We start from the raw sequence: 24,167 nt of genomic DNA on the forward strand, positions 1-24,167 counted from the left end.
TCTTACGGAGCCCAGTAGATATCGACCGGCGTCGCTGCCCGCCGCAGGACGGCGCGAATTGGCATCTCCGCCTCTTCTCCGGCGCCTTCGGCTTTCGTCAGGGCGTCCTTCTTGCCGTTGCCTTCGATATGGAGCACCAGGAGCCCGGCATCCTGGAGGCTAGAGAAAGTGAAGGTCAGCCGAGGCTCGCCGGCACCCTCCGCCTCCATGGAAATGAGGCCACGCGGCGTCGCCGGATCGAGCGCCACGGCAAGGTTATTGCCGCCGGGAAAGAACGAGGCGGTGTGTCCGTCGCCACCCATGCCGAGAATCACCACGTCGAAAGGATTGCCGATCGCTTTCGTCTCGGCAGTCGCAAGCTTCGCCGCCTCTTCGGCGGAGCCTGCCTTCTGGTAAAGCGGCACGAACCGCGCCGCTTTCGCCTTGTTCTGCAGCAGATTGTCCGCGACCAGAAGGTGGTTCGAACGATCATTGTCGGCTGGGACCAGGCGTTCGTCGACAAGCGTCGCCGTCACCTTGCTCCAGTCGAGATCGCGGGACGACAGCTCCTGAAAGAATGCCTTCGGCGTCGAGCCGCCGGACACGGCAATGCTCGCCGCACCGCGCGCGGCGATCGCGGCCGAAAGCCTCTCCACCACCTTGTCCGCAAGGCTGCGGGCAAGATCTGCGGAATTGGCAAAAGCATGCATGGTCGCGGCCATCGCTAGTGCTCCTAAATGTTGTCGTGCCAGGTGCGGCCGTCACGCTCGATAAGCGCAATGGCTTGGCTCGGGCCCCAGGTGCCAGCGGTGTAACCTTGAGCGAGCTGGCCGGTCGTTTCCCAACCCTTGAGAATCGGATCGACCCACTGCCAAGCGGCCTCGACCTCGTCGCGGCGCATGAAGAGCGTCTGGTTGGAGCGGATAACGTCCATCAGCAGGCGCTCGTAGGCGTCCGGGTTCCGCACATGGAACGCTTCCGCAAAGCTCATGTCTAGAGAGACGTTGCGCAGGCGCATGCCGCCCGGGCCGGGGTCCTTGATCATCAGCGACTGCTTGACGCCCTCATCCGGCTGCAGCCGGATGATCAGCTGGTTCTGGCTGATGCGTCCGGCGGCCTGATCAAAGATCGCGTGCGGGATGGGCTTGAACGTGATGACGATTTCCGACACGCGGCCAGCAAGCCGCTTGCCGGTGCGGATGAAGAACGGAACGCCTGCCCAGCGCCAGTTGTTGATCTCGGCCTTGATGGAAACGAAGGTTTCGGTGTTGGAGACGCCGCCCTCAAGCTCCTCGAGGTAGCCCTTGACAGGGCCGCTACCGGAAGCACCGGCGCGGTACTGGCCGCGAACCGTGACCTGTTCGACGTTGGAAGCGTCGATCGGCTTCAGGGCGCGCAGCACCTTCAGCTTCTCATCGCGAACCGCTTCGGAATCCATCGATCCCGGAACTTCCATGGCGGTGAGGCAGAGAAGCTGCAGAATGTGGTTTTGCACCATGTCACGCAATGCGCCGGCGGTGTCGTAGTAACCAGCGCGGCCCTCCAGGCCAACGGCTTCTGCAACCGTGATCTGCACGTGGTCGATGTAGTTCGCGTTCCACAGTGGCTCGTAAAGGGCATTTGCAAAGCGCAGCGCCATCAGGTTCTGCACCGTTTCCTTGCCGAGATAATGGTCGATGCGGAAGATCTGCTCTTCCTTGAAGACGCGGCCGATTGTGTCGTTCAGCAACCGTGCCGAGGAAAGATCACGGCCGATCGGCTTTTCGACGACGATGCGCGATGCCTTCGTGATCAGCTTGTGCTCGGCAAGCTTCTGCGAGATGTCGCCGAAGATCGCCGGCGCGACGGCGAGATAGAAAGCGCGGTCGCGATCCTTGCCTTCATCGAGCAGCTTCTTGAGCTGATCCCATCCGGCGTCCGAACGTGCATCGACGGGAACGTAGTGGAGGCGCCGGCAGAATTTTTCGACCTCTTCCTCGTTGTATTCGCCCTTTTTGAGATGCTCTTTGAGGGCATCCTGCGCGAACTTCCGGTATTCGTCGTTGGAAAGCGGGCTGCGCGAAGCGCCGATAATGCGCGTCGGTTCCGTGAACTGAGCCTCAATCTGGCGATGATAGAGGGCAGGAAGGAGCTTGCGCTCGGCAAGGTCGCCGCTGCCGCCGAAGACGACGCAGTCGAAGGGTTCAACGGGAATGATCTGGCTGCTCATGAGCTTTTCTCTCAATCAGGCTGGTTGCGGCCTTTTAATCTAATCGATTTAAAAAAGCCAGCGTTCGATGCGATGAATTTGTCGGCTCCCGGTTTTAGAGCGAATTGCCCAACGAGGAAATCCCGCAATCGCGTTAAAACTTATCCCGTAGCGCAAACCATGACAAAGCCAGGAACAGCAGTGGTGCGCGCATTGTCGCACCCCCGGGGAACGCCGGGATATCGAGTGACTTGAAGAGCTCGAGATCGGCCGACTTTCCCAGTACTGTTTCTGCATAAAGTTTGCCGCAGTAATTTGACAGCATCACTCCATGGCCCGAATAACCGCCGATCGAGGTAACTCCCGGCATGACTTCGCGCACGAAGGGCTGGCGCGGCATCGTTATGCCGACGGAACCGCCCCAGGCATGGGTGATTTCGATATCCTTGAGCGCTGGGTAGATCTCGGCGATCTGGCGCCGGATATGTTTGCTGATGTCGCGGGGGTTATCGGAGGTGTAGGCCTCGCGGCCTCCGAAGAGCAGCCTTCCGTCCCTCGATTTTCGGAAATAGCGCACGACGAAACGCGAGTCCGCGACAGCCTCGCCACCGGGAAGCACGGCTGGATATCGGTCAAGCGGCACGGTAGCGCCGATGAAGGAGCGGATCGGCATGACATGGCTTGCCGTCACCGGCTCCAGATTGCCGATATAGCCGTTGCATGCGATCAGCGCACGGTCGGCCGTGATCAGGCCTCTCGGCGTTTCGATCGTCACCTTGCCGCTGCCTTGACGGATGGCCGTCGCCTTGGTCATTTCGAAAAGCTCAGCCCCGGCATTGGCCGCAACGCGCGCCAGCCCGATCAACAATTTCAGCGGATGAATATGACCGGTGCCAGTATCGCGCACGCCGCAGTAGTAGCGCTTCGAGCCGAGACGCTCCTGCGTCTCTTCCGCATCCATGAAGCGCAGGTGCGGATAGTCGTAGCGCTGGGCGGCGATTTCCGCGTTCTCGTAATAGAAACGCTTGTAGCTCGCCTTGTGCGAGACATTCATCTGGCCCGGCATGAACTCGATATCGATCTGATGTTCGTTTGCGAAGTCGAGGAGATGTCTCTTGGCGGCTTCGGCAAGGTCGAAGAGCGCCTTGGAACGCTCGTGGCCGATCTTCTCTTCAAGTTCCTCCGGCCACGCGCGCTGGCCGGTGCCAAACTGTCCGCCGTTGCGGCCGGATGCCCCGTCGCCGAAGCGGCAGGCATCGATCAGTACAACCGAAACGCCGGCTCTTGCCAGGTTGTAGGCCGCCTGCAAACCCGTATAGCCGCCGCCGACGATGGCGACGTCGCATGTCTTCGACCCATCGAGCTCGGGATAGGTCGGACGCTCGCCCACCGTTGCCTGATACCAGGAAACGCCGGGCGCGATTGGGCTCTGCCAGTTCTCTTGCACCGTCATGAGGCGGGCCTCCTCATACGTTGAGCAGCAGGAATTCGCGTTCCCAGGGGCTGATCACCTGCATGAAGGTCTCGAACTCTCCCCGCTTGACGCCAGCATAAAGGCCGATGAATTCCTTGCCGAACACCTCCTCGAATGCCGGTTCGTCTTCCAGCAGGGCCACGGCCTCGAGCAGGCCCCTGGGAAGGTCGATAGACCCCTCGTTGGCGGCGTCTTCGGTCGGTGCCGTGGGCTCGATCTCCTTCATGATGCCGAGGAGGCCCGAAGCCAGCGAGGCGGCGAGCGCCAGATATGGGTTCGCATCGGAACTCGGCAGACGGTTTTCCACGCGTCGCGCCTGCGGATCGGAAACTGGAACGCGGAATGCCGTCGTGCGGTTGTCGTAGCCCCAGGCGTTGTTGACCGGGCAGGACATGTTCGGTGCAAGGCGCCGGTAGGAATTGACGTAGGGCGCCAGCATCACAAGTGCGCTTGGCACGTATTTCTGCATGCCGCCGATGAAGTGGAAGAATTGTTTCGAAGCCGATCCGTCGGGATTGGAAAAGACGTTCTTGCCGGTCTCGATATTGACGACCGACTGATGGATATGCATCGCCGAGCCCGGCTGGCCCTGCATCGGCTTGGCCATGAACGTCGCGTAGATATCGTGCTTCAGCGCAGCCTCACGGATGGTGCGCTTGAACATGAAGACCTGGTCGGCAAGCTCGATCGGGTTGCCGTGGCGCAGGTTGATCTCAAGCTGCGCGGGGCCCTCTTCATGGATCAGCGTGTCGATCTCGAGGCCCTGCTTCTCGGAGAAGTGATAGATATCGTCGATCAGTTCGTCGAATTCGTTGATGCCGGCGATCGAGTAGCCCTGACCGCCGAGGATGGAGCGGCCGGAACGGCCTTTCGGCGGCCGCAGCGGATAATCGGGGTCATCGTTGTTGGCGACCAGATAGAATTCGATCTCTGGTGCGACGACCGGCTTCCAGCCGCGTTCCGCATATAGCCCCATGATCCGCTTGAGGAGGTTGCGCGGCGTATAGGGAACTTCCTCGCCTTCCGAATTGACGATATCGCAGATCACCTGCGCCGTCGGATCCGTCTCCCATGGAACCACCGAGAGCGTCGAAAGATCAGGCATCAACTTGAGGTCGCTGTCGCGCGGCTCGTAACGGAAGCTTTCGGTCTCCTCCGGATATTCACCGGAGATCGTGTGGCGGTAGATCGCCGAGGGTAAGGCGAGCGACGTATTCGAGGTAAATTTCGAGGTCGGCATCATCTTGCCGCGCGGAACGCCGGCGAGATCCGGGGTGATGCATTCGATGTCCTCGATACCACGTGCGCGAAGCCACTGCGCCGCTTCCTTCCAGTTTGCCACACCGCGCGAAGATCCGGGATCCGGAGGAATTTTCGTGGAGGCAGGCACGTTTCTGGCAGGCTTCAGCGTCGTCTTTTTTGGTGACATGACACACATGTTCGCGTTGATCGAAAGGCCATCATAACCGGAGTTTGGCAATTGGCGAGAGGTGGCGTTGACTTTCGCCGTCTGATGGAAAAAGAAGGCGCCTTCGCAGAGGAAAATGGGTTTGAGACGCAAGAGCGACGTGATCGTCATAGGCGCGGGCGCCGCTGGAATGATGTGCGCCATCCGCGCAGGGCAACGCGGCCGCTCGGTCGTCGTGCTCGATCACGCGAAGGCGCCGGGCGAGAAGATCCGCATCTCAGGCGGCGGGCGCTGCAACTTTACCAATGTCAACGCCGGCCCGAAGAACTTCCTTTCGGCCAACCCGCACTTCTGCAAATCCGCACTCGCCCGCTTCAGCCCGGCCGAGTTCATCGCCATGGTCGATCGGCACGGAATCGCATGGCACGAAAAGACACTCGGCCAACTCTTTTGCGATGACAGCGCCAAGGACATCATCCGGATGTTGCTCGACGAGATGAGAGCTGCGGGTGCTGAGCTGCAATTGCAGACTGAGATACAGGCTGTCGAAGAAAGCGGTGACGGCTTTCGGATCCGGACCTCCGATGGCGAACATGAGTGCGCCGCGCTCGTCGTGGCGACTGGCGGCAAATCAGTTCCGAAGATGGGCGCAACGGGTTTTGCTTACCGCATCGCCGAGCAATTCGGGCTGGGTCTTGTCGAAACCCGCCCAGGCCTCGTGCCGCTGACGCTCGATCCGATCCTGCTGGAAAGCATTGCTGCCCTTTCAGGCATCTCGGCACCTTCCGAAATCCGGCATGGAAAAACCGGCTTTCGCGAGGCGCTGCTCTTTACCCACCGCGGCCTCAGCGGGCCGGCAATCCTCCAGATCTCGTCCTATTGGCGGGAGGGAGACGAGATCGCCGTCCATATCGAGCCGGATGTGGATCTGCTGCTGCATCTGAAGAAAGCCAAGCAGGAGAACGGCCGCCAGTCGGCGCAGACGGCACTCGGCGAAATCCTGCCGAAACGGCTGGCACAATATGTGACGGAGCGGGAAGGCATCTCGGGCAAAATGGCCGACCTTGCCGACAAGGCACTCGCCCGCCTTTGCGATGCCGTGCAGAACTGGAAGATCAAGCCGTCCGGCTCGGAAGGCTATCGCACGGCCGAAGTGACGCTTGGAGGCATCGATACTTCTGGGCTCGATTCCCGGACGATGCAGGCGAAGGGCGTGCCCGGCCTCTATTTCATCGGCGAATGCGTCGACGTCACCGGATGGCTCGGCGGCTATAATTTCCAGTGGGCCTGGGCTTCGGGCTTTGCCGCTGGCGAATCCTTATAGATAGGCACGAATCTGGAGAAAGAGATTCAAGACTTCTTAAGAAGGGTGCGCCATCGTGTCCCAATGGTGGTTTGGAAAGAGCTTCCTAAATTAAGCTTTACCGGCAAGCCATTTTAGTGGATTGTTGAGTTATGAAGGAAGTGAGGTTCTCGCATGAACAGGAACACACGACGCGCCCGCGCCATTGCAATCGCTCAGGCCAAGCCTGATACAAAGCTCGCCACCTTCCGCTTTCTGATGCTCGCGACCGGCGCAACCGCAGCCGTAATCGCACTTCTGATCTCTCACGCGATCTGATCTCTCCCATCCTAGTTCACAAAGAGCGTTTGCCTGCCGCGGTGCTTATTTGTGCTTGCCCGCGGCATACCTGATCCCGCCTTAAGCGCTTATCCGAATATTAATAGATGTTCGGTCAGAATTGCCGATGAATATTGGGCGTTTCCTTCTTACGGAAGCGTATTGGCAATGACTGCCGCCTGATCCGTCGGGTTCCCAGAGTCCACAAGAAATCAGCTCGAGATGCACTCGGCAGGCGCTGTCGTCAGGCCTGCGGGAGGAGTGTGTATGGAAGGCCGGAACCGACATGTTTATTGACAAGATCCTTTCGCGCTTCAAGATCAAGACCAAGGTACTTATCTTCGTTCTGCCCTTTGTGATCAGCATTTCCGCGGTTGGCCTGACTGGCCTTTACGCGTCGGGACTTCTGCAAGGGCGCATGGAGATATCGAACAGCGTTCTGCAGTCGCTGAGCGGATTCAAGGATCTCTACGGTTCGATGGACGACTTCCTGCGCACGGCAAATGAGAAGTCGCGCGACAAGCTGCTTGCCGACCTCCAGACACAAGAGGGCGTGCTGGACGCGACGCTCGCGCAGATCGGCGAGGATGCTTCCGGTCGTGAAAGCCTCGCGGAAGCTGCGCGGCGCACGAAGGATGTGTCCGATGTCGTCGGCAAACTCTGGGCTCTGCACGAACAGGAAGTCGCTCTCCATAAGGCGATCGACAAGTCGCAAAAGAACCTGGTCAACACCCGCTTCATGGTTTCCTATCAAGCTGAGGAGCTTCAGACGAAAGTCCGGCGTGATGAGACCGCGGCGACGACCATTCTCCGCACCGCCGATCATCTTCTCAAGGGGGGTGATTTCCTCGGCGGCATCGCCACCGATTTCAACAAGGCGGCAGCGACACAGGACAAGATCGACTACATCAAGAAGCAGCTACCGGGCATGACGGATGCCCAGCGCCTCATCTCCATTTCCGTGCCGGGTAGCCAGAAGAGCGTGGTTGATACCATCGCTTCGACGATCAAGGACATAAAGACGCTTTCCGAGACGGCTGCGCCGACCGACGAGACGGTTGCGGACCTCAACCGTCTGGTCTCCCGCTTCCGCCAGACCTCCACCTACACGCAGCTGACGGCCACGCAGAAGATGCGCGATGCCACACAGCAGTTTGCCGAGCTCGACGGACGTATCGCTCAGGCTAACTCGGTTCTCGAAGACACCCGCACGCTGGAAAACGCCGTCTATGCGCTGCAGATCTCCCTTTCCGATTTCCTCGGGAATTCCAGCAAGGACAATCTCGTAGCGCTGCAGCAGGCTATCGACGGCCTGGACAAGGACATCGAAGTTCTGGCGGCCAGCGCCAAGGGGATGGGTTTCGCCGAGGGCATTTCTGGCGCGATCAAGCCTGAGCTCGCCAACATTTCTTCGAGCGGCACGAAGATCGTCGACACAATCAGCCAGCGTGTCGGCGCTTATGCGGCAGCACGCCAGGAACTCGACGATATCTGGATGAAGCTTACCGATTTCGCCGAGCTTCAGAAGCAGACGGCCGGTACGGAGCGCACTCAGGCAAACAGTATCTCGGTACTCACGACCGGCCTTGGGATTCTGCTTTCCATCATCGGCGGCATTGCGCTGGTGCTGACGCTGCAGCGCCCGATCGGCCAGATCACTGCCGCAATGCGCCGCATCGCCGATGGCGCGCTGGACACGAATATCTCCGGCGAGCAGCGCCATGACGAAATCGGCGACATGGCGCGCGCACTCGGCATCTTCAAGGAAAATGCGATCTCCAAGATCCGCATCGAAGAGCAGAGCGACGAAGAGCGTCAGGCCGCCGAACACGAGCGCCAGCGCAACGATGCCGAAAAGCGCGAGATGGACCGCCAGATCGAATTCGCGGTCAACGAACTCGCCGCCGGTCTCGAGCGCATGTCGCAGGGCGATATCTCGACGACGATCGACACGCCCTTCATCGGCCGTCTCGAACAGCTACGCGAAGACTTCAACGGCTCGATGCTGCGCCTCCAGGCGACCATGAGCCAGATCCGCGACAACGTCGAAATGATCCAGGGCAATGGCAACCAGATGGCTCAGTCGGCCGAAGATCTTGCCAGGCGCACCGAACAGCAAGCCGCTTCGCTCGAAGAAACGGCTGCGGCCGTCGATGAGATCACCGTTACGGTCCGCTCTTCCGCGGAACGGGCTAAGGATGCCGACCAGATCGTCCGCCAGGCAAAGCGCAGCGCCGATGACTCGGCCACCGTCGTCAGCAAGGCGATCGACGCGATGGGCCGCATCGAGGAAGCCTCCCGCCAGATCGAGCAGATCATCGGTGTCATCGACGAGATCGCCTTCCAGACCAACCTTCTGGCGCTGAACGCCGGTATCGAAGCCGCGCGCGCCGGCGAAGCGGGCAAAGGCTTTGCCGTCGTCGCCATGGAAGTCCGAGAACTCGCCCAGCGCTCCGCTGCTGCTGCCCAGGAGATCAAGGGCCTGATCAACAAGTCGACGACCGAAGTCAGCTCCGGTTCGCACTCGGTTCAGGAAACGGGCACGGTCCTCGCAAAGATCAGCGAGCAGATCGTCACTATCAGCCAGCATGTCGAGATGATCGCCCGCGCAAGCCATGACCAGTCGAGCGCGCTGCAGGAGGTAAATTCGACTGTCAATCAGATGGATCAAATGACCCAGCAGAATGCCGCGATGGTCGAAGAAACGACAGCAGCAAGCCGCGAACTTGCCAGCCAGGCGGATGCGCTTCTCCACCTCGTGCAGCAGTTCAAGATCGACGGCGAAGGCATCGCCGAGACAGCGATGTACCGCGCGGCGTGAAACGCCTGATCAAGCCAGTCGAAAGCGGCTCCGTCTCGGGGCCGCTTTTGTTTTGCGTATGATCGGCCCCGTTGAGGGAATAGTCTCAGCTACCGCCGAAGGATGCTGCCTTTGATATGCAAGCGATCCGCCGTTAAGGAAAATTTTCCTTAACGCTTTTCCCTTAAATTTGAGGGAGTTCATGGCGGGAGATTTTTATGCCGCGTTTCTTTTCGACGTCCATCGTGCGTCAGGTAGTTGCGATCACGCTCGCATTGCTTGCCGGTAGCACCGCGGCGATCGTCGCCGTCACCTACTACAATCTCAGCCGTTACGTCATGGAGAGCGCCATCTCGGATGCCAAGGGAGCGAGCCGCACGATGGCGGTACTCTATGGCGCAGCGGACACGGGCGCGGCTATCGGCGTGAGGGACGATGAACTCTTCTCGGTCACGGAAGATGCCATTCCCGAACTCAAGGATCATGCTCTGGTCGATCGCACGGCCCAGTCGATCGCAGGCGTCGCCACGATTTTTCAGAAGCAGGGCACGGACTATGTCCGCGTTTCGACCAACGTGAAGAAGGAAGACGGCAGTCGCGCCGTCGGGACCAAGCTTGCCGCCGATCATCCAGCGCAACCGGTTCTTTCCCGGGGAAAAGCCTACTATGGCCCGGCACAGCTCTTCGGCCGCAATTTCATGACCGGCTACTTCCCGGTCAGGAGTGCGGCGGGCGCCAATGTCGGTATCCTCTTCATCGGCATTCCGATGGAAGTCTATTACGCCCGGCTCAATCATCTGCAGGCTCTGGTCGTCGGAGTGGGCGCCGCGGTGATGTTGCTTGTCGGCGTGCTGGCCTTCTTCGCGATCCGATCTTCCGTCAGGCCGCTGCTTGGGTTGACGAACACCGTTCACGCGATCTCCGCAGGTAAGCTCGACGGCACGATACCCTGCGTTGAGAAGAAGAACGAATTCGGCGAGATCGGCCGCGCGCTGGAAGCTTTCCGCGATAGCGCCAGGGCCCGGCAGGAGCTCGAGACGCAGGCTGCCGAACAACGGGCGCTAAGCGAAGCCGAGCGTGCCCGCAACGACGCGGACAAGCGTTCGCTCGACGGTCAGATCGACTTTGCGGTCAACCAGCTCGCGGCGGGCCTTGGACGTCTCGCCCAGGGGGATGTCTCGCAGACGATCGAGACGCCTTTTGTCGGCCGGCTCGAACAGCTTCGCGTCGATTTCAACACGTCGCTCGTCCGCCTGCAGGATACGCTGGTTCAAATTCGCGATAACGCCAACGCCATCCAGCGCAACAGCGGTGCGATGCTGACTTCCGCCGGCGAGCTTTCCAAGCGCACGGAAGCACAGGCGGCGAGCCTGGAAGAAACCGCCGCTGCCGTCGAAGAGATCACGGTGACCGTACGCTCGTCCGCTGAGCGTGCCCGCGAAGCAAACAATGCCGTTGCCGTGACGAAGAAGACGGCCGACAGCTCCGGCGCCGTCGTCAGCGATGCCGTTGCCGCCATGGGTCGCATCGAGCAGGCCTCGCAGCAGATCGAGCAGATCATCGAAGTCATCGATGACATTGCCTTTCAGACGAATCTTCTGGCGCTTAACGCCGGTATCGAAGCCGCGCGGGCCGGAGAGGCAGGCAAGGGCTTCGCGGTTGTTGCTCAGGAAGTCCGCGAACTGGCGCAGCGCTCGGCCGAGGCCGCCCGGGAGATCAAGGGCCTGATCGAGAAATCCAGCCAGGAGGTCACGGCGGGTTCGGCGCTGGTGCAGAAGACAGGCAACGTGCTCGCTTCGATCAGCCAAGAGATTATCGCGATCAGCAAGCATGTCGAGACGATCGCCACCGCAAGCCAGGATCAGTCTGCAGCGCTGCAGGAGGTCAATGGTTCCGTCAACGCCATGGATCAGATGACGCAGAAGAATGCCTCCATGGTCGAGGAGACAACCCAGGCCAGCCGCCAGCTCGCTGACGAGGCCGATCTGCTGATGAGCCTATTGCATCAATTTAGGATCGAAGGATCGCGACAGGCTCAGGGCCGGATGAGGCAGGCGGCCTGATTGGGCTCGCAGCTTGAGGTAATGTTGGAGGATCGCGCCGGCGACGCGCGGTCCTCTTTCCTTTTCGAACCGATCCTTGCGAGCCACGCAGCAAAGCCCGCGACCAGCGAATTTCCAAACTCTTCGTAGAAGTCGTCCTCGCTTCGTGTGCGCCGGTGGATTGGCAGGCCGTGTGAAGCCGCGAGGAGATTTGCGACGGTGATCTGGTCGATCATGTGATGTCCTCCGTTCAAGACATCCCTTCAACTACACACCAAAAATCGCTTCATAAACAGCCAAAATCCAATTATGTTTTTCACCTATGAAAAGCACCCCATGGGATTCCTATCAGCTTTTTCTGGAGGTCGCTCGCCTTGGCGGGCTGACGGGAGCAAGTTCGGCAAGCGGTCTGAGCCCTGCGACTATCGGCCGGCGCATGCTTGAACTGGAGCAGGAAACGGGCCGGACGCTCTTCGCTCGCAGTCAGACTGGCTATCGCCTGACAGCCGATGGCCGGATGCTCCTCGATCACCTTCAGGAGATGGAGGCGGCCGCGCGCAAAGTGGATGCCTGGCGCCAGGCCGCGAGGGCGGCATGACGGTAAAGATCGCAGCTGGTACATGGGTGGCCTGGCTGCTGACCGAGAATTTCTCCGCGATCCGAATGCCGGCCGATGATTTCAACATCGCACTGACGATCGGCGAAACGCGGGCAAATCTTGCCTATCGCGAGAGCGACGCCATTTCCGCCTATCTTCGCTGGCCTTACCGTCATGCGTCGGAATCCATAGTGGCGACGGTCAATAGGCCTCGTTCGCTCCCGGACCTCGTTCGTGCGGGCGCTGGGAAGGCGGTCCTGCCTTGTTTTGTCGGTGATCTCGACACAGATCTGCAGCGGCATGGCGGCGAACTGACGGAGCTGCGGCATGGGCAGTGGATCGTGATGAACAACGAGGACCGACACCGCCCGGAAATCCGCACCGTGGCCGACCGAATAACGAAGCTGCTGAAAAGCTACTCCGATCTTTTCGCGGGAAAACGCGCCACCCGCAGCTAGGTCGGAGGACGACGGCTGCAATGGTTTCGGAGGGCAACAGTGATCCCGATGAGCCTATGCTTGTTATGCTGCCCTTATGACAGCAACGGTTACGTCGAGTAATGCAAAATGGCGGCGCTGCAGGCGCCGCCATTTTGATCCTATGCCCCGTTGGCAACAATAACCGGGATCAGTAGATCGCCCCAATTGCCGTTGCCGCCATGGTGGCGGGCGGAGCGCACGAGTTCGACGGATACCCCGGCCTCGACGGCATTCATGACGGCCTGGTTCAGACGATGCAGGTCATTTGCAAGCATACGGATCATGGCCTGCTGATCAGCGCTCATACTGGACGACTGTTCTTCCGCTCTTTCGCGGACACGTGCGATGGAAGCCATGTCTTTTCTCCTTCGGTATGGCTACTCGGCTGCGGGTTTGAACTGGGCATGTTCTGTCGATTCCTTCATCGCCGTGGTCGAGGACCGCCCGCCGGTGATCGCGAGCGACACGGCATCGAAATAGCCGGTACCGACCTCGCGCTGATGCTTGGTCGCGGTATAGCCCTGTGCCTCGGCAGCGAACTCCGCCTGCTGCAGCTCCGAATAGGCCGACATCTGCCGGTCCTTGTAGCCGCGTGCCAGTTCGTGCATGCCGAAGTTCAACTGATGAAAACCGGCGAGCGTGATGAACTGGAACTTGTAGCCCATGGCGCCAAGCTCTCGCTGGAACCTCGCGATCGTCGCGTCGTCGAGGTTCTTCTTCCAGTTGAAGGATGGCGAGCAGTTATAGGCAAGCAGCTTGCCGGGATAGGCATTGTGCACGCCTTCCGCAAAGCGCCGCGCCTGCTCCAGATCCGGTTTGGAGGTCTCGCACCAGATGAGATCGCAATAGGGGGCATAGGCCACAGCTCGGGCAATGCAGGGTTCCAGCCCGCTCCTGACCTGATAGAAGCCTTCGACGGTGCGGCCGGCATCGTAGTCGACGAAGGGCCGGTCGCGCTCGTCGATGTCCGACGTCAGCAGCTTTGCCGCTTCCGCATCCGTGCGGGCGATGACGAGAGCGGGAACACCCATGACGTCGGCAGCAAGCCGCGCAGCGTTGAGGTTGCGGATATGCGCCCCAGTGGGAATGAGAACCTTGCCGCCGAGATGACCGCACTTCTTTTCCGACGCCAGCTGATCCTCGAAATGGACACCGGCGGCACCGGCCTCGATATAGGCCTTCATGATCTCGAAAGCATTGAGCGGTCCGCCGAAGCCGGCCTCGGCATCAGCGACGATCGGCGCGAACCACGTCTCGACGGAAAGCCCGTGCTCTTCCGACGTCTCGATCTGGTCGGCGCGCTGAAGCGTCCGGTTGATCCGCTTGGCGAGTTCCGGTCCTGCATTGGCAGGATAGAGCGATTGGTCGGGATACATCGCCGAAGCGGTGTTCGCGTCGGCCGCGACCTGCCAGCCGGACAGGTAGATCGCCTTCAGGCCGGCACGCACCATCTGCATCGCCTGATTGCCCGAAAGCGCACCGAGCGCATTGACGAAATCGTCCTCCTGCAGAAGCCGCCAAAGGCGGTTTGCACCCATTTCGGCAAGCGAATAGCGCAGTTCAACTGACCCCCGCAGCCTCTTCACGTCCTCGGGCGAGTAGGGCCGCTCGATGCCGTCAAAACGGCCCCCCGGGGCGCTGCGGATCAGCTTGGCAAATTCCGTCACGATTTCCTCCTTCTGGATGAAGAACCTTATGTCATGTGACAGAATTTACAAAATCGCCTCATATTGCCAGAGAAAGCTTGATTTTAAGCAGATAAATGAGGTTAGATTGGCGCGGATCTTACAGGTTTGTCCTGTAAATTTGTAAATGTTTGTAAATGTCGATGCGGGAGGCGCTGAGTGGTCGAGCGGAAGATATTTGCCGGGCCGAAGGTCCGCCGGATACGCAATGGGCTGGCGGTCACGCAGACGGCGATGGCCGATGCGCTCGGAATTTCGCCGTCCTACCTCAACCTGATCGAACGCAATCAGCGGCCCTTGACGGTCCAACTGCTGTTGAAGCTGGCATCGGTCTACAAGGTCGATCTGGAGGAGTTGCAGAGCGAGTCGGGAGCCAATCTCGCTCAGTTGCGCGAAGTGTTCGCCGACCCCCTGCTGTCGGGCGAACTGCCCGGCGATCACGAACTCGTCGAGTTGGCCGATGCCGCGCCGAACGCGGCGAGCGGGATCGTCAAGCTCTATCGCGCCTACCGCGAGCAGGCCTCGCGTCTTTCAGACCTGACGGTCCTGATGGCCGGAGAAGCTCAGGCTCCGGCGGCAGGCGCCCGCCTGCCCTCAGACGAGGTGCGAGACGTTTTGGAGCGCCGCTCCGCTTACTTCGGCACACTTGAGGAAGCGGCGGCGGCTTTCCGCGCAGCGCTGCCGGCCGGTGAGCTGTCCCAGGTACTCAAGGACTGGCTGCAGAAGGAGCGCGGCATCAGCGTTCGCATCCTGCCGGTGCATGTGATGCCCGATTTGCGCCGCCGCTTTGACCGGCATTCGATGCGGCTTTTCATATCGGAGCGTCTTGCCGCTTGCGATCAGCTTCAGGAGATCGCCGTCGAGGCCGCGACGCTTGCGCTTGGTGACGCAATTTCGCGAGAACTGGCAACGCTCGGCCTTTCGACGCCCGAGGCCACGCGCATCGCACGCTTCGAGCTTGCGCGCTATGCCGCGCTTGCGCTGATGATGCCTTACGGCGCGGTTCTTTCCGCGGCGAAAGCGTCGCGCTACGACCTTGGCGTTCTCTGTGCACGTTTCAGCTGTTCATTCGGGCAAGTCGCGACGCGGCTGACGATGCTGCAGCAGCCGGCCAATGCCGGCATTCCCTTCTTTCTGATGGAAATCGATGCCGCCGGCCATCGGCTGGGCAAGGCCGGTGCGACAGGCTTTCCGCATGCGCGCTTCGGCGGCGGCTGTCCCAAGCTCAACATCCATGCCGCCTTTCTCCAGCCGGGCCAGATTCTGGCCGAGGCCGCGGAGATGCCGGACGGCTCCGCATTTCTCATCATATCCCGTACCCTTGAGGGGCCGAATGCACCCTTCGGCGCACGGCCTCGGCGCACGGCGCTTCTGCTTGGCTGCGATCTGGCGTTCAAGGACAGCACTGTCTATGGCCAGGCGCTCCCGACCGTGCCACATACGGTTGCAATCGGGCCTGCCTGTCGCCTCTGCGAGCGGAAGGGCTGTCTGGCACGCGCCGAGCCACCCGTCACTCGCCCGCTCGGGCTAGATGAAATGGTAGCGGGGTTTAGTGCTTTCGATTTTCAGTAGCCGGCGAAATCATTGAGACTAGGCAGTATTTTGCTCTTGTCGCCTCGTAAAATCCTTTCTAGTCTACGCAAAAATCCAGAGGAAAAGGTATCCGCGGGCGCGGTGCCTATAATAAGAAACGGATAGGAGAGATCATGAGGTCAACAATCGCTAAGCTTGCAGCCGCAGCCGTCGCATCCGCCGTCATTGCGGCGCCGGCCTTTGCGCAGGAACGCGTCGTCAACGTGTACAACTGGTCGGACTATATCGACAGTTCCATTCTTGAAGATTTTACCAAGGAAACCGGCATCAAGGTCGTCTACGACACCTTCGATTCCAACGAGACGCTTGAGGCCAAGCTGCTTGCGGGCGGCACGGGTTACGACGTGGTCGTTCCGACGGTCTCCTTCATGCAGCGGCAGATCGCTGCCGGTGTCTACCAGAAGCTCGACAAGTCGAAGTTGCCGAATCTCAAGAACATGTGGGACGTCGTGATGAAGGGTGTCGCCACCTTCGATCCCGGCAATGAGTACAGCGTCGACTATATGTGGGGCACCACCGGCATCGGCTACAATGTCGACAAGGTGAAGGCTGCCCTCGGCACCGACGAGAAACCGGGCTGGGATGCGCTTTTCGATCCCGCCAAGGCTGCCAAACTCAAGGATTGCGGCGTCTACATGCTGGATTCGCCGACGGATGTCGTCCCCTCCGTCCTCGCCTATCTCGGCTTGAATCCGAATAGCACCGATTCGGCTGACCTGAAGAAGGCGCAAGACGTACTGATGGCCGTCCGCCCCTATGTCCGCAAATTCCACTCGTCGGAATATATCAACGCGCTCGCCAACGGCGATATCTGCATAGCGCTCGGCTATTCCGGCGACGTCTTCCAGGCACGCGACCGCGCCGCCGAAGCAAAGAACGGTGTGACGCTTGACTACTCCGTGCCGACCCAAGGCGCGCAAATCTTCTTCGACGTCTTTGGTATCCCGAAGGACGCTCCGCATGTCGAAGAGGCGCATGAATTCATCAACTACATGATGAGGCCGGAAGTCGCCGCCAAGGCATCCAACTACGTCTTCTACGCCAACGGCAACAAGGCGTCGCAGCCACTTCTCGACAAGGAGGTGATCGACGATACGGCGATCTATCCGCCGCCGGAAGTCATGGCGAAGCTTTTCACCGTCCCGCCGCTCGATCCGAAGGCCCAGCGCGTCGTGACTCGACTGTGGACGACGGTCATTACTGGCCAATAAAGGCAATCAGGCCCGGACGGTAACGCCCGGGCCTTTTCTTGAGGTCTCCGGCCGTGAGGGAAGGCCGGTGCTTAAATCATGCTTCGGGGAACCAGATGAAGTCACTTGGTAATATTCGCCGCACCTTCGCCCCTTGGGCCGATCCGGCTTCCAAGCCCTTTATTGCTTTCAAGAACGTAACGAAGAAGTTCGGCGATTTTACCGCGGTGGATGACCTTTCGCTGAATATCTATCACCGTGAGTTCTTCGCTCTCCTCGGCGCGTCGGGCTGCGGCAAGTCAACGCTGCTGCGCATGCTGGCGGGCTTCGAGCAACCGACCTCCGGTGAGGTGATCCTCGACGGTACGGACTTGGCCGGAACGCCGCCTTACAAGCGGCCGGTCAACATGATGTTCCAGTCCTATGCGCTGTTCCCCCATATGACGGTCGAGAAGAATGTCGCCTTCGGCCTCCGCCAGGATGGCATGACGAAGGACGAGATTGCCGCGCGAGTTTCGCAGATGCTGAAGATGGTGAAGCTGGAACAGTTTGCCTCCCGAAGACCGAACCAGCTTTCCGGCGGTCAACGGCAGCGCGTGGCGCTCGCCCGCTCGCTAGCCAAACGCCCGAAGGTTTTGCTGCTCGACGAACCGCTCGGCGCACTCGATAAGAAACTGCGGGAAGAGACCCAGTTCGAACTCATGGACCTGCAGCAGAACCTCGGCTTGACCTTCGTCGTCGTCACGCACGATCAGGAAGAGGCAATGACGATGGCAGACCGTATTGCCGTCATGAGCCACGGCAAGGTCATCCAGGTTGCAACACCTGCCGAAATCTACGAGGCGCCGAACTCCCGTTTCGTTGCCGACTTCATCGGCGACGTGAATATCTTCGACGGCAAGGTTGTCTCGGCCGATGGCACGAATGTCGAGCTCGCCGTGGATGCCGGCTTTACCATCAAGGTGGCCGCTTCGGACATGCCCGCCAAGGGCAGCAGCGCCGGCTTTGCGATCCGTCCCGAAAAACTCAAGGTGCTCCGTCATCCGCCGTCGAACCCTTCGGTCAATACGGCCTCCGGCGAACTGTGGGATATCGGCTATCTCGGCGACATGACGGTTTTCCACATCAAGCTGAAGAATGGCGAGATCGTGAAGGCCTCCTCGCTCAATGCGCAGCGCGCGGTGGATGATCCTTTCACCTACGATCAGGAAGTCTGGATATCCTTTGCCGAAGACGCCGGCGTGCTTTTGAGGGATTGATCGATGGGCAAGCTCGGTTCTGCCGTTTACAGCCGCCTAGTGATCATCGTTCCCTATGCCTGGCTGCTGCTCTTCTTCCTTGCGCCGTTCTTCATCGTGTTCCGCATCTCGATGTCGGCGACGGCGATCGCCATGCCGCCCTACACCCCCGTCTTTTCATTCAGTGATGGCTGGTCTGGTTTCTGGGACAACGTGTCGGAGTTTTCATTCGAAAACTACGGCTTCCTGATCGATGATCCGCTGTATTTCAACGCCTACGTATCGAGCGTCGTGATTGCCGCGATCTCGACATTCCTGACGCTGCTCATCGCTTACCCGATCGCCTATGGCATGGCGCAGGCGCCACGCAGCATCCGTCCGACCCTTCTCATGCTCGTCATCCTGCCGTTCTGGACGAGTTTCCTGATCCGCGTCTATGCCTGGATCGCGATCCTCAAGCCTGAAGGTCTGCTCAATCAGCTCCTGCTGGCCACCGGCGTCATCCATAGCCCGCTCATCATCCTGAACACCAACATCGCGGTCTATATCGGCATCGTCTACTCCTACCTGCCGTTCATGGTGCTACCGCTCTATTCCTCGCTTGAGAAAATGGATGGCACGTTGATCGAGGCAGCACAGGATCTCGGCTGCCCGCCGATCACCGCCTTCTGGCGCGTGACATTTCCGCTTTCGCTTCCCGGAGTTATTGCCGGCTGCATGCTCGTCTTCATTCCGGCCGTTGGTGAATTCGTCATCCCCGACCTGCTCGGCGGATCCGAAACGCTGATGATCGGCAAGACGCTCTGGAACGAGTTCAATTCGAACCGCGATTGGCCGGTCTCTTCGGCCGTCGCGACGATCCTGCTTATGATCCTCGTGATCCCCATCGTGTTCTTCCAGAATGCGCAGGCCAAAGCAGACGAGCAGGGGAGGTAAGCCATGTTGAAATGGACGCGCTTCAATATCGTCTCGGTTACGCTCGGCTTCGCCTTCCTCTATCTGCCGATCGTGTTGCTCGTGATCTTTTCATTCAACGAATCAAAGCTTGTCACGGTCTGGGGCGGCTTCTCGACAAAATGGTATGTCCAGTTGCTGTATAACCAAGCTTTGCTCGATGCCGCCTGGGTGACGGTGCGGGTCGGCGTGCTTTCCGCGACGCTCGCTACGATTCTGGGTACGCTCGCAGCCATCGCGCTGGTGCGTTACACGCGCTTTCGCGGCCGCATCCTGTTCTCCGGCATGGTTTACGCGCCTCTCGTCATGCCCGAGGTGATCACCGGGCTCTCCATGCTCCTGCTCTTCGTCGCGATCGGTCTGGATCGCGGGTTCTGGACGATCACGCTGGCGCATACGACGTTCACCATGAGTTTCGTTGCGGTCGTCGTACAGTCGCGGCTGCTGAGCTTCGACCGTTCGATCGAGGAGGCGGCGATGGATCTCGGCGCCCCGCCGATCCGTACTTTCTTCGAGATCACCCTACCGATCATCGCACCGGCTGTCTTCTCGGGTTGGCTTCTCGCCTTCATCCTTTCGATCGACGACCTCGTCACATCGAGCTTCACGTCGGGACCCGGTGCCACCACTTTGCCAATGAAGATCTATAGCCAGGTGCGCCTCGGCGTAACGCCGGAAATCAACGCGGTTTGCACGATCTTGATCGCCCTCGTGGCGTTTGGCGTGATTGGCGCCTCGATCATTACCAAGCGGCGCGAGGTGCAGCGGGAGCGCGACGAGCGCGCGGCCGCCGCCGCAGCCTGAATCAAGGGGAGTTGCCAGTCGCCTGCTGATTGATCACCGGCACCGGCGAAATCACCGGGTTCAGCCAAGAGCCTCCGACGAAGAACGGCAAAAGCGGAAACTCCGCCGCTCTGGTGTCATCCGTCGCCTGCAGCGAGCCGGACAGCGCCAGCCCATCGGATTCATATGGAATGATGCCCGAAAGCGTCAGCGTCTCGTCGGGGCCTTGAATGTTCACGCCGCGAAGCTCCGCTGATCCGCCTGCAAAGGTGGCCGTCATATCGAGTTGGTTGAAGTTGAAATTCTCGCCGGAAACGGCGCTGAGCGGAAAGAACTGCTGCTGGGTGGCCCGGCCCCGGATAGCTGCCACATCGATACCACGGATTGACCCGGCGTTAGTATGGAAAGCCAACTGCCCGGACACGTCGGCGGCGCGCGCCGTCCAGATCGGCTTGCCGGTTTTCAAGGAAATGTCGAGCGAGCCGGTCGCAAGCGGCCAGGAGCCCTTCAATTGCAGTCGCTCGATCAGCCCTGCGAAATCTGCGCCGCGGATGGAGATCTGCAGCTTGCCGCCGCCGTCGAAGTCGCCTCGCATCGCTTCCAGATGCGCCGTCATCTCGCCGCCTTCAAACTGGCTGTCGCCAATATCGAATTTGGCTTCGTTGCTGGACACGATGATGCTCGCGCCGACATCGGCAAGCCGGAAAGGCGGAAGCTGCATTTCCTTGGTGGAAAACCTGAGGTCGACATCGAGGTTCTGCAATGAACCGCCGTCTTCCGGCGCTCCAGCCTCACCGGCGGCCAGGCGCAGGGCGAACGCGTCGAAGAAAGGCTGCAGATTTACGCTATCGAACGCCAACGTGCCGCCAAGTCTTGACCGCTGGTTTGGCCGTAGCGAAACATCCAGTACGCCGGTTGCGTTTGCGCCGTTGAGCCCAAGCGCGACATTGTTGAAACGCAGGGCATTGCCGGTCGAAAAGATGTCACCCTGGATCGAGAACGATCTCAGGGTCTCGACCCCCGGGATGGACTTGCCTGACCAAGTCAATAGCGCCGGTACATCAGGAACGTTGACCGCCATGTTGCCGGATACGCCGGCGAGACTTGCTATGCTGCCAAGGCCGGTGAACTCCGCCGTCATGAGGCTGGAGTTGAGCGAAGTCTTGATGTCGGCAACCTTGCCATCAAACACCAGCAGTGGGCTTCTGGAAGAGAAGTCGAGTTTCAAATCCTCGCCGCCCGTCCTGGCGATCAGCACCGCTGTCATCGGGCTTGAAAGCCGTGGCCAGCTGACATCCGCGCTCACGTCCTCGAAATGGTAGGTCTTGCCGCTCGCAAGATCTGCGACGTTGAACGTACCGTCCTCGACAGTGATGGTGCCGATCGGCGCGTCATGCCTTTCATCGAGGACTTCCGCACCACCTTCCTGCCGCGCTCTGGCAATCGCCTTCGCCAGCTGCCCCGCATAGGTCCAGTCGATCAGACCCTGTTGATCGCGAGTGAGAGAAAGATTGGGGCGTAGGAGGTGAAATTCGTGAAAGCTGGCGCTGCCTCGGATCGCGTCGATAAGGCTGAAGTCGGCTGAAAGGCTGTCGATTGTGCCGAGCAGCTTATCCCCGCGGCCCTTAGGCTGGCGGATGGTGATCTGGTTCAGCGTTATGCGCGGCGTCGGCCAGAACTCCAGAACCGGCGTGCCCTTGATCTCGGCATGGTACCCGGTCCATTTCGATAGCTGGTTCTCAATGCCGGTGCGCACCAGCCCGGTCGAAACCAGGTAAGGCGCGGCAACGCGCAGCGCCACGAAAATGAGTGCGGCAATCAGCACGAGGCTCGTTGCAATACGGGCAACGCCCGGCAGCCAGCGGGACAAGGGTACCATCTTTCGCCGCCATTTTGGTTGTCTTGACGTACCCATAAGTTTCGCCAGTATTTTTGAGCTGCTTACCCGTTAAGTGCAGATTTGGCCGGATATATGAAATGGCGGATCTATGCAAATCCCCCGACGAGGCGCTCAATGCAATGCACACTTTATAATGCAATGCAGCATGGTATATAGCGGAAAAGAGGGAGGAGATTGAATGAGCGATATCGTGCCGCTTTGGGTACCTTCGAGGGGATCGATCGACGCAAGCCCGATGTACGCGTTCATGCAGCGCTGCAACGCCGAGTTCGGCCTGAACCTCGAAACCTATCCGCAGCTTCACGCCTGGTCGATTGCCGAGCGTGAAAAGTTCTGGATCTCGGTCTGGGCATTCTGTGAGGTGAAGGGGGAGCGAGGCGCGCGAACGCTCACCGACGGCGATCTCATGCTGAAAGCCCGCTTCTTTCCCGATGCGAGATTGAACTTCGCGGAAAACCTGCTGTCGAGCGAGGGGGAAGCGGATGCCATCGTCTTTCGCGGCGAGGACAAGGTAGAAGACCGCTGGTCCTGGGATCGGCTGCGTGCGCTGGTCTCACAGCTGCAGCAGGCCTATCGCGCGCTCGGCATCGGGGAGGGGGACCGCATCGCTGCGATGATGCCGAACATGCCGGAGACCGTTGCCTGCATGCTGGCGGCCGCCTCGATCGGTGCCATATGGTCGTCCTGCTCGCCCGATTTCGGCGAACAGGGCGTGCTCGATCGTTTCGGACAGATCGGCCCGAAACTCTTCATAGCCTGCGACGCCTATTGGTATGGCGGCAAGCTGCAGGATGTTAAGACGAAGGTCACGGCGGTCACGAAGAGCCTCGGCGTTCCGGCAGTCATCGTCCATTATGCCGGCGATGCCGACGCAGTCGCGAACGAGGCGCCGAAGGCCAAGACGCTCGAACAATTCATCGAGCCATACCAGCCGAAGGCCGTCGAGTTCGCCCAGCTGCCCTTTGCACATCCGCTCTACATTCTCTTCTCGTCCGGCACGACGGGCGTGCCGAAATGCATCGTTCATTCCGCCGGCGGCACCCTGCTGCAGCATTTGAAGGAGCAGCGCCTGCATTGCGGCATCAAGCCCGGCGAAAAGCTCTTCTATTTCACGACATGCGGCTGGATGATGTGGAACTGGCTGGTGAGCGGACTTGCCGCCGGCGCCACCCTCTGTTTGTTCGACGGCTCGCCTTTCGCGCCTGATGGCAACGTATTGTTCGACTATGCACAAGCGGAAAAGTTCGCGGTCTTCGGTACCTCTGCCAAGTATATCGACGCGGTGCGAAAGAGTGGTTTGACGCCGCGCACCACGCACGATCTTTCGAGCTTGCGTCTCATGACGTCGACCGGCTCGCCGCTTTCGCCCGAAGGCTTCACCTTCGTCTATGAGGGCATCAAGGAAGATATCCAGCTTGCCTCCATCTCGGGCGGCACCGACATCGTCTCCTGTTTTGTACTCGGCAATCCGCTGCAGCCGGTCTGGCGCGGCGAAATCCAGGGCGCGGGCCTCGGCCTTGCCGTCGACGTATGGGATGACGAAGGCAACCCGGTCCGCCAGCAGAAGGGAGAACTGGTCTGCACCAAGGCCTTCCCGTCGATGCCGGTCGGCTTCTGGAACGATCCCGACGGTGCGAAATACAAGGCCGCCTATTTCGAGCGCTTCGACAATATCTGGTGCCACGGCGATTTCGCCGAATGGACGGAGCATGACGGCCTTGTCATCCATGGCCGTTCCGACGCGACGCTCAATCCCGGCGGGGTGCGTATCGGTACTGCCGAGATCTACAATCAGGTCGAGCAGATGGAAGAGGTGGCCGAGGCGCTGTGCATCGGCCAGGAGTGGGATGATGACGTGCGCGTCGTGCTCTTCGTTCGTCTCGCGCCGGGTGTCACATTGACGGATGACCTCGTCAAAACCATCAAGGCCCGCATTCGCACCGGTGCCTCGCCCCGCCATGTCCCTGCAAAGATCATCGCCGTTCGCGATATTCCGCGCACGAAATCCGGCAAGATCGTCGAACTCGCGGTCCGCGAAGTCGTGCATGGCCGGCCGGTGAAAAACAAGGAGGCGCTGGCCAATCCCGAGGCACTCGACCTTTTTGTCGGGATTGAAGAACTGCGGGTGTAGGTTTCCGTAAAATGCGGCGGAAACTGCAAGCTTTCACCTGCGAGAGATAAGCTGGCTCGGATACCTTTTGTTAAGAAAGGTTTGTCAAAGGTGAAACCAACTTG

At 60.0% G+C, this 24,167-nt stretch carries 18 protein-coding genes and 1 pseudogene; 11 read left to right on the forward strand and 8 right to left on the reverse strand.

Annotated elements, in window-relative coordinates:
- Positions 1-2 precede the first annotated feature (2 nt).
- From pgl to HGP14_RS03470, 4 genes are all read right to left on the reverse strand, one after another.
- On the reverse strand, positions 3-701 hold the full coding sequence (pgl, locus tag HGP14_RS03455; RefSeq protein WP_168828440.1) for a 6-phosphogluconolactonase: 699 nt from the start codon (positions 699-701) through the stop codon (positions 3-5).
- 11 nt (positions 702-712) lie between these two features.
- On the reverse strand, positions 713-2,188 hold the full coding sequence (gene zwf, locus HGP14_RS03460) for a glucose-6-phosphate dehydrogenase (protein ID WP_168828441.1): 1,476 nt from the start codon (positions 2,186-2,188) through the stop codon (positions 713-715).
- Between the two features lie 133 nt (positions 2,189-2,321).
- Positions 2,322-3,620, reverse strand: coding sequence for an NAD(P)/FAD-dependent oxidoreductase (locus HGP14_RS03465; RefSeq protein WP_168828442.1), 1,299 nt, complete (start codon positions 3,618-3,620; stop codon positions 2,322-2,324).
- 13 nt (positions 3,621-3,633) lie between these two features.
- Positions 3,634-5,070, reverse strand: a complete 1,437-nt coding sequence (locus HGP14_RS03470; RefSeq protein WP_168828443.1) for a glutamine synthetase family protein — start codon at positions 5,068-5,070, stop codon at positions 3,634-3,636.
- 115 nt (positions 5,071-5,185) lie between these two features.
- Here HGP14_RS03470 and HGP14_RS03475 point away from each other — a divergent pair, with 115 nt between their 5' ends.
- From HGP14_RS03475 to HGP14_RS03490, 4 genes are all read left to right on the forward strand, one after another.
- Positions 5,186-6,373: an NAD(P)/FAD-dependent oxidoreductase gene (locus HGP14_RS03475; protein WP_168828444.1), complete on the forward strand. Its 1,188-nt coding sequence runs from the start codon at positions 5,186-5,188 to the stop codon at positions 6,371-6,373.
- Between the two features lie 153 nt (positions 6,374-6,526).
- On the forward strand, positions 6,527-6,670 hold the full coding sequence (locus HGP14_RS03480) for a hypothetical protein (protein ID WP_168828445.1): 144 nt from the start codon (positions 6,527-6,529) through the stop codon (positions 6,668-6,670).
- A gap of 286 nt (positions 6,671-6,956) precedes the next feature.
- The gene (locus tag HGP14_RS03485) at positions 6,957-9,491 is read left to right on the forward strand and encodes a methyl-accepting chemotaxis protein (protein WP_168828446.1); all 2,535 of its coding nucleotides are present in this window, start codon (positions 6,957-6,959) and stop codon (positions 9,489-9,491) included.
- A gap of 197 nt (positions 9,492-9,688) precedes the next feature.
- Positions 9,689-11,533 carry a methyl-accepting chemotaxis protein gene (locus HGP14_RS03490; protein WP_168828447.1) on the forward strand — a complete coding sequence of 615 codons (1,845 nt, stop codon included), beginning with the start codon at positions 9,689-9,691 and terminating at the stop codon, positions 11,531-11,533.
- On the opposite strand, the gene HGP14_RS03495 is transcribed toward HGP14_RS03490, so the two are convergent.
- A complete protein-coding gene (locus HGP14_RS03495) occupies positions 11,506-11,748 on the reverse strand; it encodes a hypothetical protein (protein WP_168828448.1) in 243 nt (80 codons plus the stop codon). The two genes, HGP14_RS03490 and HGP14_RS03495, sit on opposite strands and share 28 nt — an antisense overlap.
- A gap of 86 nt (positions 11,749-11,834) precedes the next feature.
- Between HGP14_RS03495 and HGP14_RS03500 the strand changes: the two are divergent.
- Positions 11,835-12,568, forward strand: a pseudogene (locus tag HGP14_RS03500) (LysR family transcriptional regulator).
- A 140-nt stretch (positions 12,569-12,708) separates the two neighbouring features.
- Here HGP14_RS03500 and HGP14_RS03505 read toward each other — a convergent pair.
- Positions 12,709-12,945 (reverse strand): hypothetical protein, encoded by a 237-nt coding sequence (locus tag HGP14_RS03505; RefSeq protein WP_168828449.1) that lies wholly within the window; start codon positions 12,943-12,945, stop codon positions 12,709-12,711.
- Between the two features lie 21 nt (positions 12,946-12,966).
- Positions 12,967-14,256 carry an isocitrate lyase gene (gene aceA / locus HGP14_RS03510; protein WP_168828450.1) on the reverse strand — a complete coding sequence of 430 codons (1,290 nt, stop codon included), beginning with the start codon at positions 14,254-14,256 and terminating at the stop codon, positions 12,967-12,969.
- A 177-nt stretch (positions 14,257-14,433) separates the two neighbouring features.
- Here aceA and HGP14_RS03515 point away from each other — a divergent pair, with 177 nt between their 5' ends.
- From HGP14_RS03515 to HGP14_RS03535, 5 genes are all read left to right on the forward strand, one after another.
- Positions 14,434-15,846 (forward strand): short-chain fatty acyl-CoA regulator family protein, encoded by a 1,413-nt coding sequence (locus tag HGP14_RS03515; protein WP_168828451.1) that lies wholly within the window; start codon positions 14,434-14,436, stop codon positions 15,844-15,846.
- A 134-nt stretch (positions 15,847-15,980) separates the two neighbouring features.
- On the forward strand, positions 15,981-17,078 hold the full coding sequence (locus HGP14_RS03520; RefSeq protein ID WP_168828452.1) for a polyamine ABC transporter substrate-binding protein: 1,098 nt from the start codon (positions 15,981-15,983) through the stop codon (positions 17,076-17,078).
- A 95-nt stretch (positions 17,079-17,173) separates the two neighbouring features.
- Entirely contained in the window at positions 17,174-18,316 is a 1,143-nt protein-coding gene (locus HGP14_RS03525; RefSeq protein WP_168828453.1) for an ABC transporter ATP-binding protein, read from the forward strand.
- Between the two features lie 3 nt (positions 18,317-18,319).
- Positions 18,320-19,231: an ABC transporter permease subunit gene (locus HGP14_RS03530; protein ID WP_168828454.1), complete on the forward strand. Its 912-nt coding sequence runs from the start codon at positions 18,320-18,322 to the stop codon at positions 19,229-19,231.
- 3 nt (positions 19,232-19,234) lie between these two features.
- On the forward strand, positions 19,235-20,053 hold the full coding sequence (locus HGP14_RS03535; RefSeq protein WP_168828455.1) for an ABC transporter permease: 819 nt from the start codon (positions 19,235-19,237) through the stop codon (positions 20,051-20,053).
- Between the two features lies 1 nt (position 20,054).
- Here the strand turns inward: HGP14_RS03535 and HGP14_RS03540 are convergent, their stop codons facing one another.
- Positions 20,055-21,947 carry an AsmA-like C-terminal region-containing protein gene (locus HGP14_RS03540; protein ID WP_168828456.1) on the reverse strand — a complete coding sequence of 631 codons (1,893 nt, stop codon included), beginning with the start codon at positions 21,945-21,947 and terminating at the stop codon, positions 20,055-20,057.
- A 163-nt stretch (positions 21,948-22,110) separates the two neighbouring features.
- Between HGP14_RS03540 and HGP14_RS03545 the strand changes: the two genes are divergently transcribed.
- Entirely contained in the window at positions 22,111-24,063 is a 1,953-nt protein-coding gene (locus HGP14_RS03545; protein ID WP_168828457.1) for an acetoacetate--CoA ligase, read from the forward strand.
- The last annotated feature ends 104 nt before the right edge of the window (positions 24,064-24,167 follow it).

Source organism: Rhizobium sp. P32RR-XVIII, assembly GCF_012641395.1.
GTDB lineage: Bacteria > Pseudomonadota > Alphaproteobacteria > Rhizobiales > Rhizobiaceae > Rhizobium.

What these genes read in the sequence shown, in the direction of transcription:
- HGP14_RS03470 (WP_168828443.1), bottom strand. Translation starts at nt 5,070, where the DNA reads ATGTCACCAAAAAAGACGACGCTGAAGCCTGCCAGAAACGTGCCTGCC.
- HGP14_RS03525 (WP_168828453.1), top strand. Translation starts at nt 17,174, where the DNA reads ATGAAGTCACTTGGTAATATTCGCCGCACCTTCGCCCCTTGGGCCGAT.
- HGP14_RS03495 (WP_168828448.1), bottom strand. Translation starts at nt 11,748, where the DNA reads ATGATCGACCAGATCACCGTCGCAAATCTCCTCGCGGCTTCACACGGC.
- HGP14_RS03520 (WP_168828452.1), top strand. Translation starts at nt 15,981, where the DNA reads ATGAGGTCAACAATCGCTAAGCTTGCAGCCGCAGCCGTCGCATCCGCC.
- HGP14_RS03530 (WP_168828454.1), top strand. Translation starts at nt 18,320, where the DNA reads ATGGGCAAGCTCGGTTCTGCCGTTTACAGCCGCCTAGTGATCATCGTT.
- HGP14_RS03465 (WP_168828442.1), bottom strand. Translation starts at nt 3,620, where the DNA reads ATGACGGTGCAAGAGAACTGGCAGAGCCCAATCGCGCCCGGCGTTTCC.
- HGP14_RS03535 (WP_168828455.1), top strand. Translation starts at nt 19,235, where the DNA reads ATGTTGAAATGGACGCGCTTCAATATCGTCTCGGTTACGCTCGGCTTC.
- HGP14_RS03505 (WP_168828449.1), bottom strand. Translation starts at nt 12,945, where the DNA reads ATGGCTTCCATCGCACGTGTCCGCGAAAGAGCGGAAGAACAGTCGTCC.
- HGP14_RS03480 (WP_168828445.1), top strand. Translation starts at nt 6,527, where the DNA reads ATGAACAGGAACACACGACGCGCCCGCGCCATTGCAATCGCTCAGGCC.
- zwf (WP_168828441.1), bottom strand. Translation starts at nt 2,188, where the DNA reads ATGAGCAGCCAGATCATTCCCGTTGAACCCTTCGACTGCGTCGTCTTC.
- HGP14_RS03490 (WP_168828447.1), top strand. Translation starts at nt 9,689, where the DNA reads ATGCCGCGTTTCTTTTCGACGTCCATCGTGCGTCAGGTAGTTGCGATC.
- HGP14_RS03485 (WP_168828446.1), top strand. Translation starts at nt 6,957, where the DNA reads ATGTTTATTGACAAGATCCTTTCGCGCTTCAAGATCAAGACCAAGGTA.
- HGP14_RS03475 (WP_168828444.1), top strand. Translation starts at nt 5,186, where the DNA reads ATGGGTTTGAGACGCAAGAGCGACGTGATCGTCATAGGCGCGGGCGCC.
- HGP14_RS03545 (WP_168828457.1), top strand. Translation starts at nt 22,111, where the DNA reads ATGAGCGATATCGTGCCGCTTTGGGTACCTTCGAGGGGATCGATCGAC.
- HGP14_RS03540 (WP_168828456.1), bottom strand. Translation starts at nt 21,947, where the DNA reads ATGGGTACGTCAAGACAACCAAAATGGCGGCGAAAGATGGTACCCTTG.
- pgl (WP_168828440.1), bottom strand. Translation starts at nt 701, where the DNA reads ATGGCCGCGACCATGCATGCTTTTGCCAATTCCGCAGATCTTGCCCGC.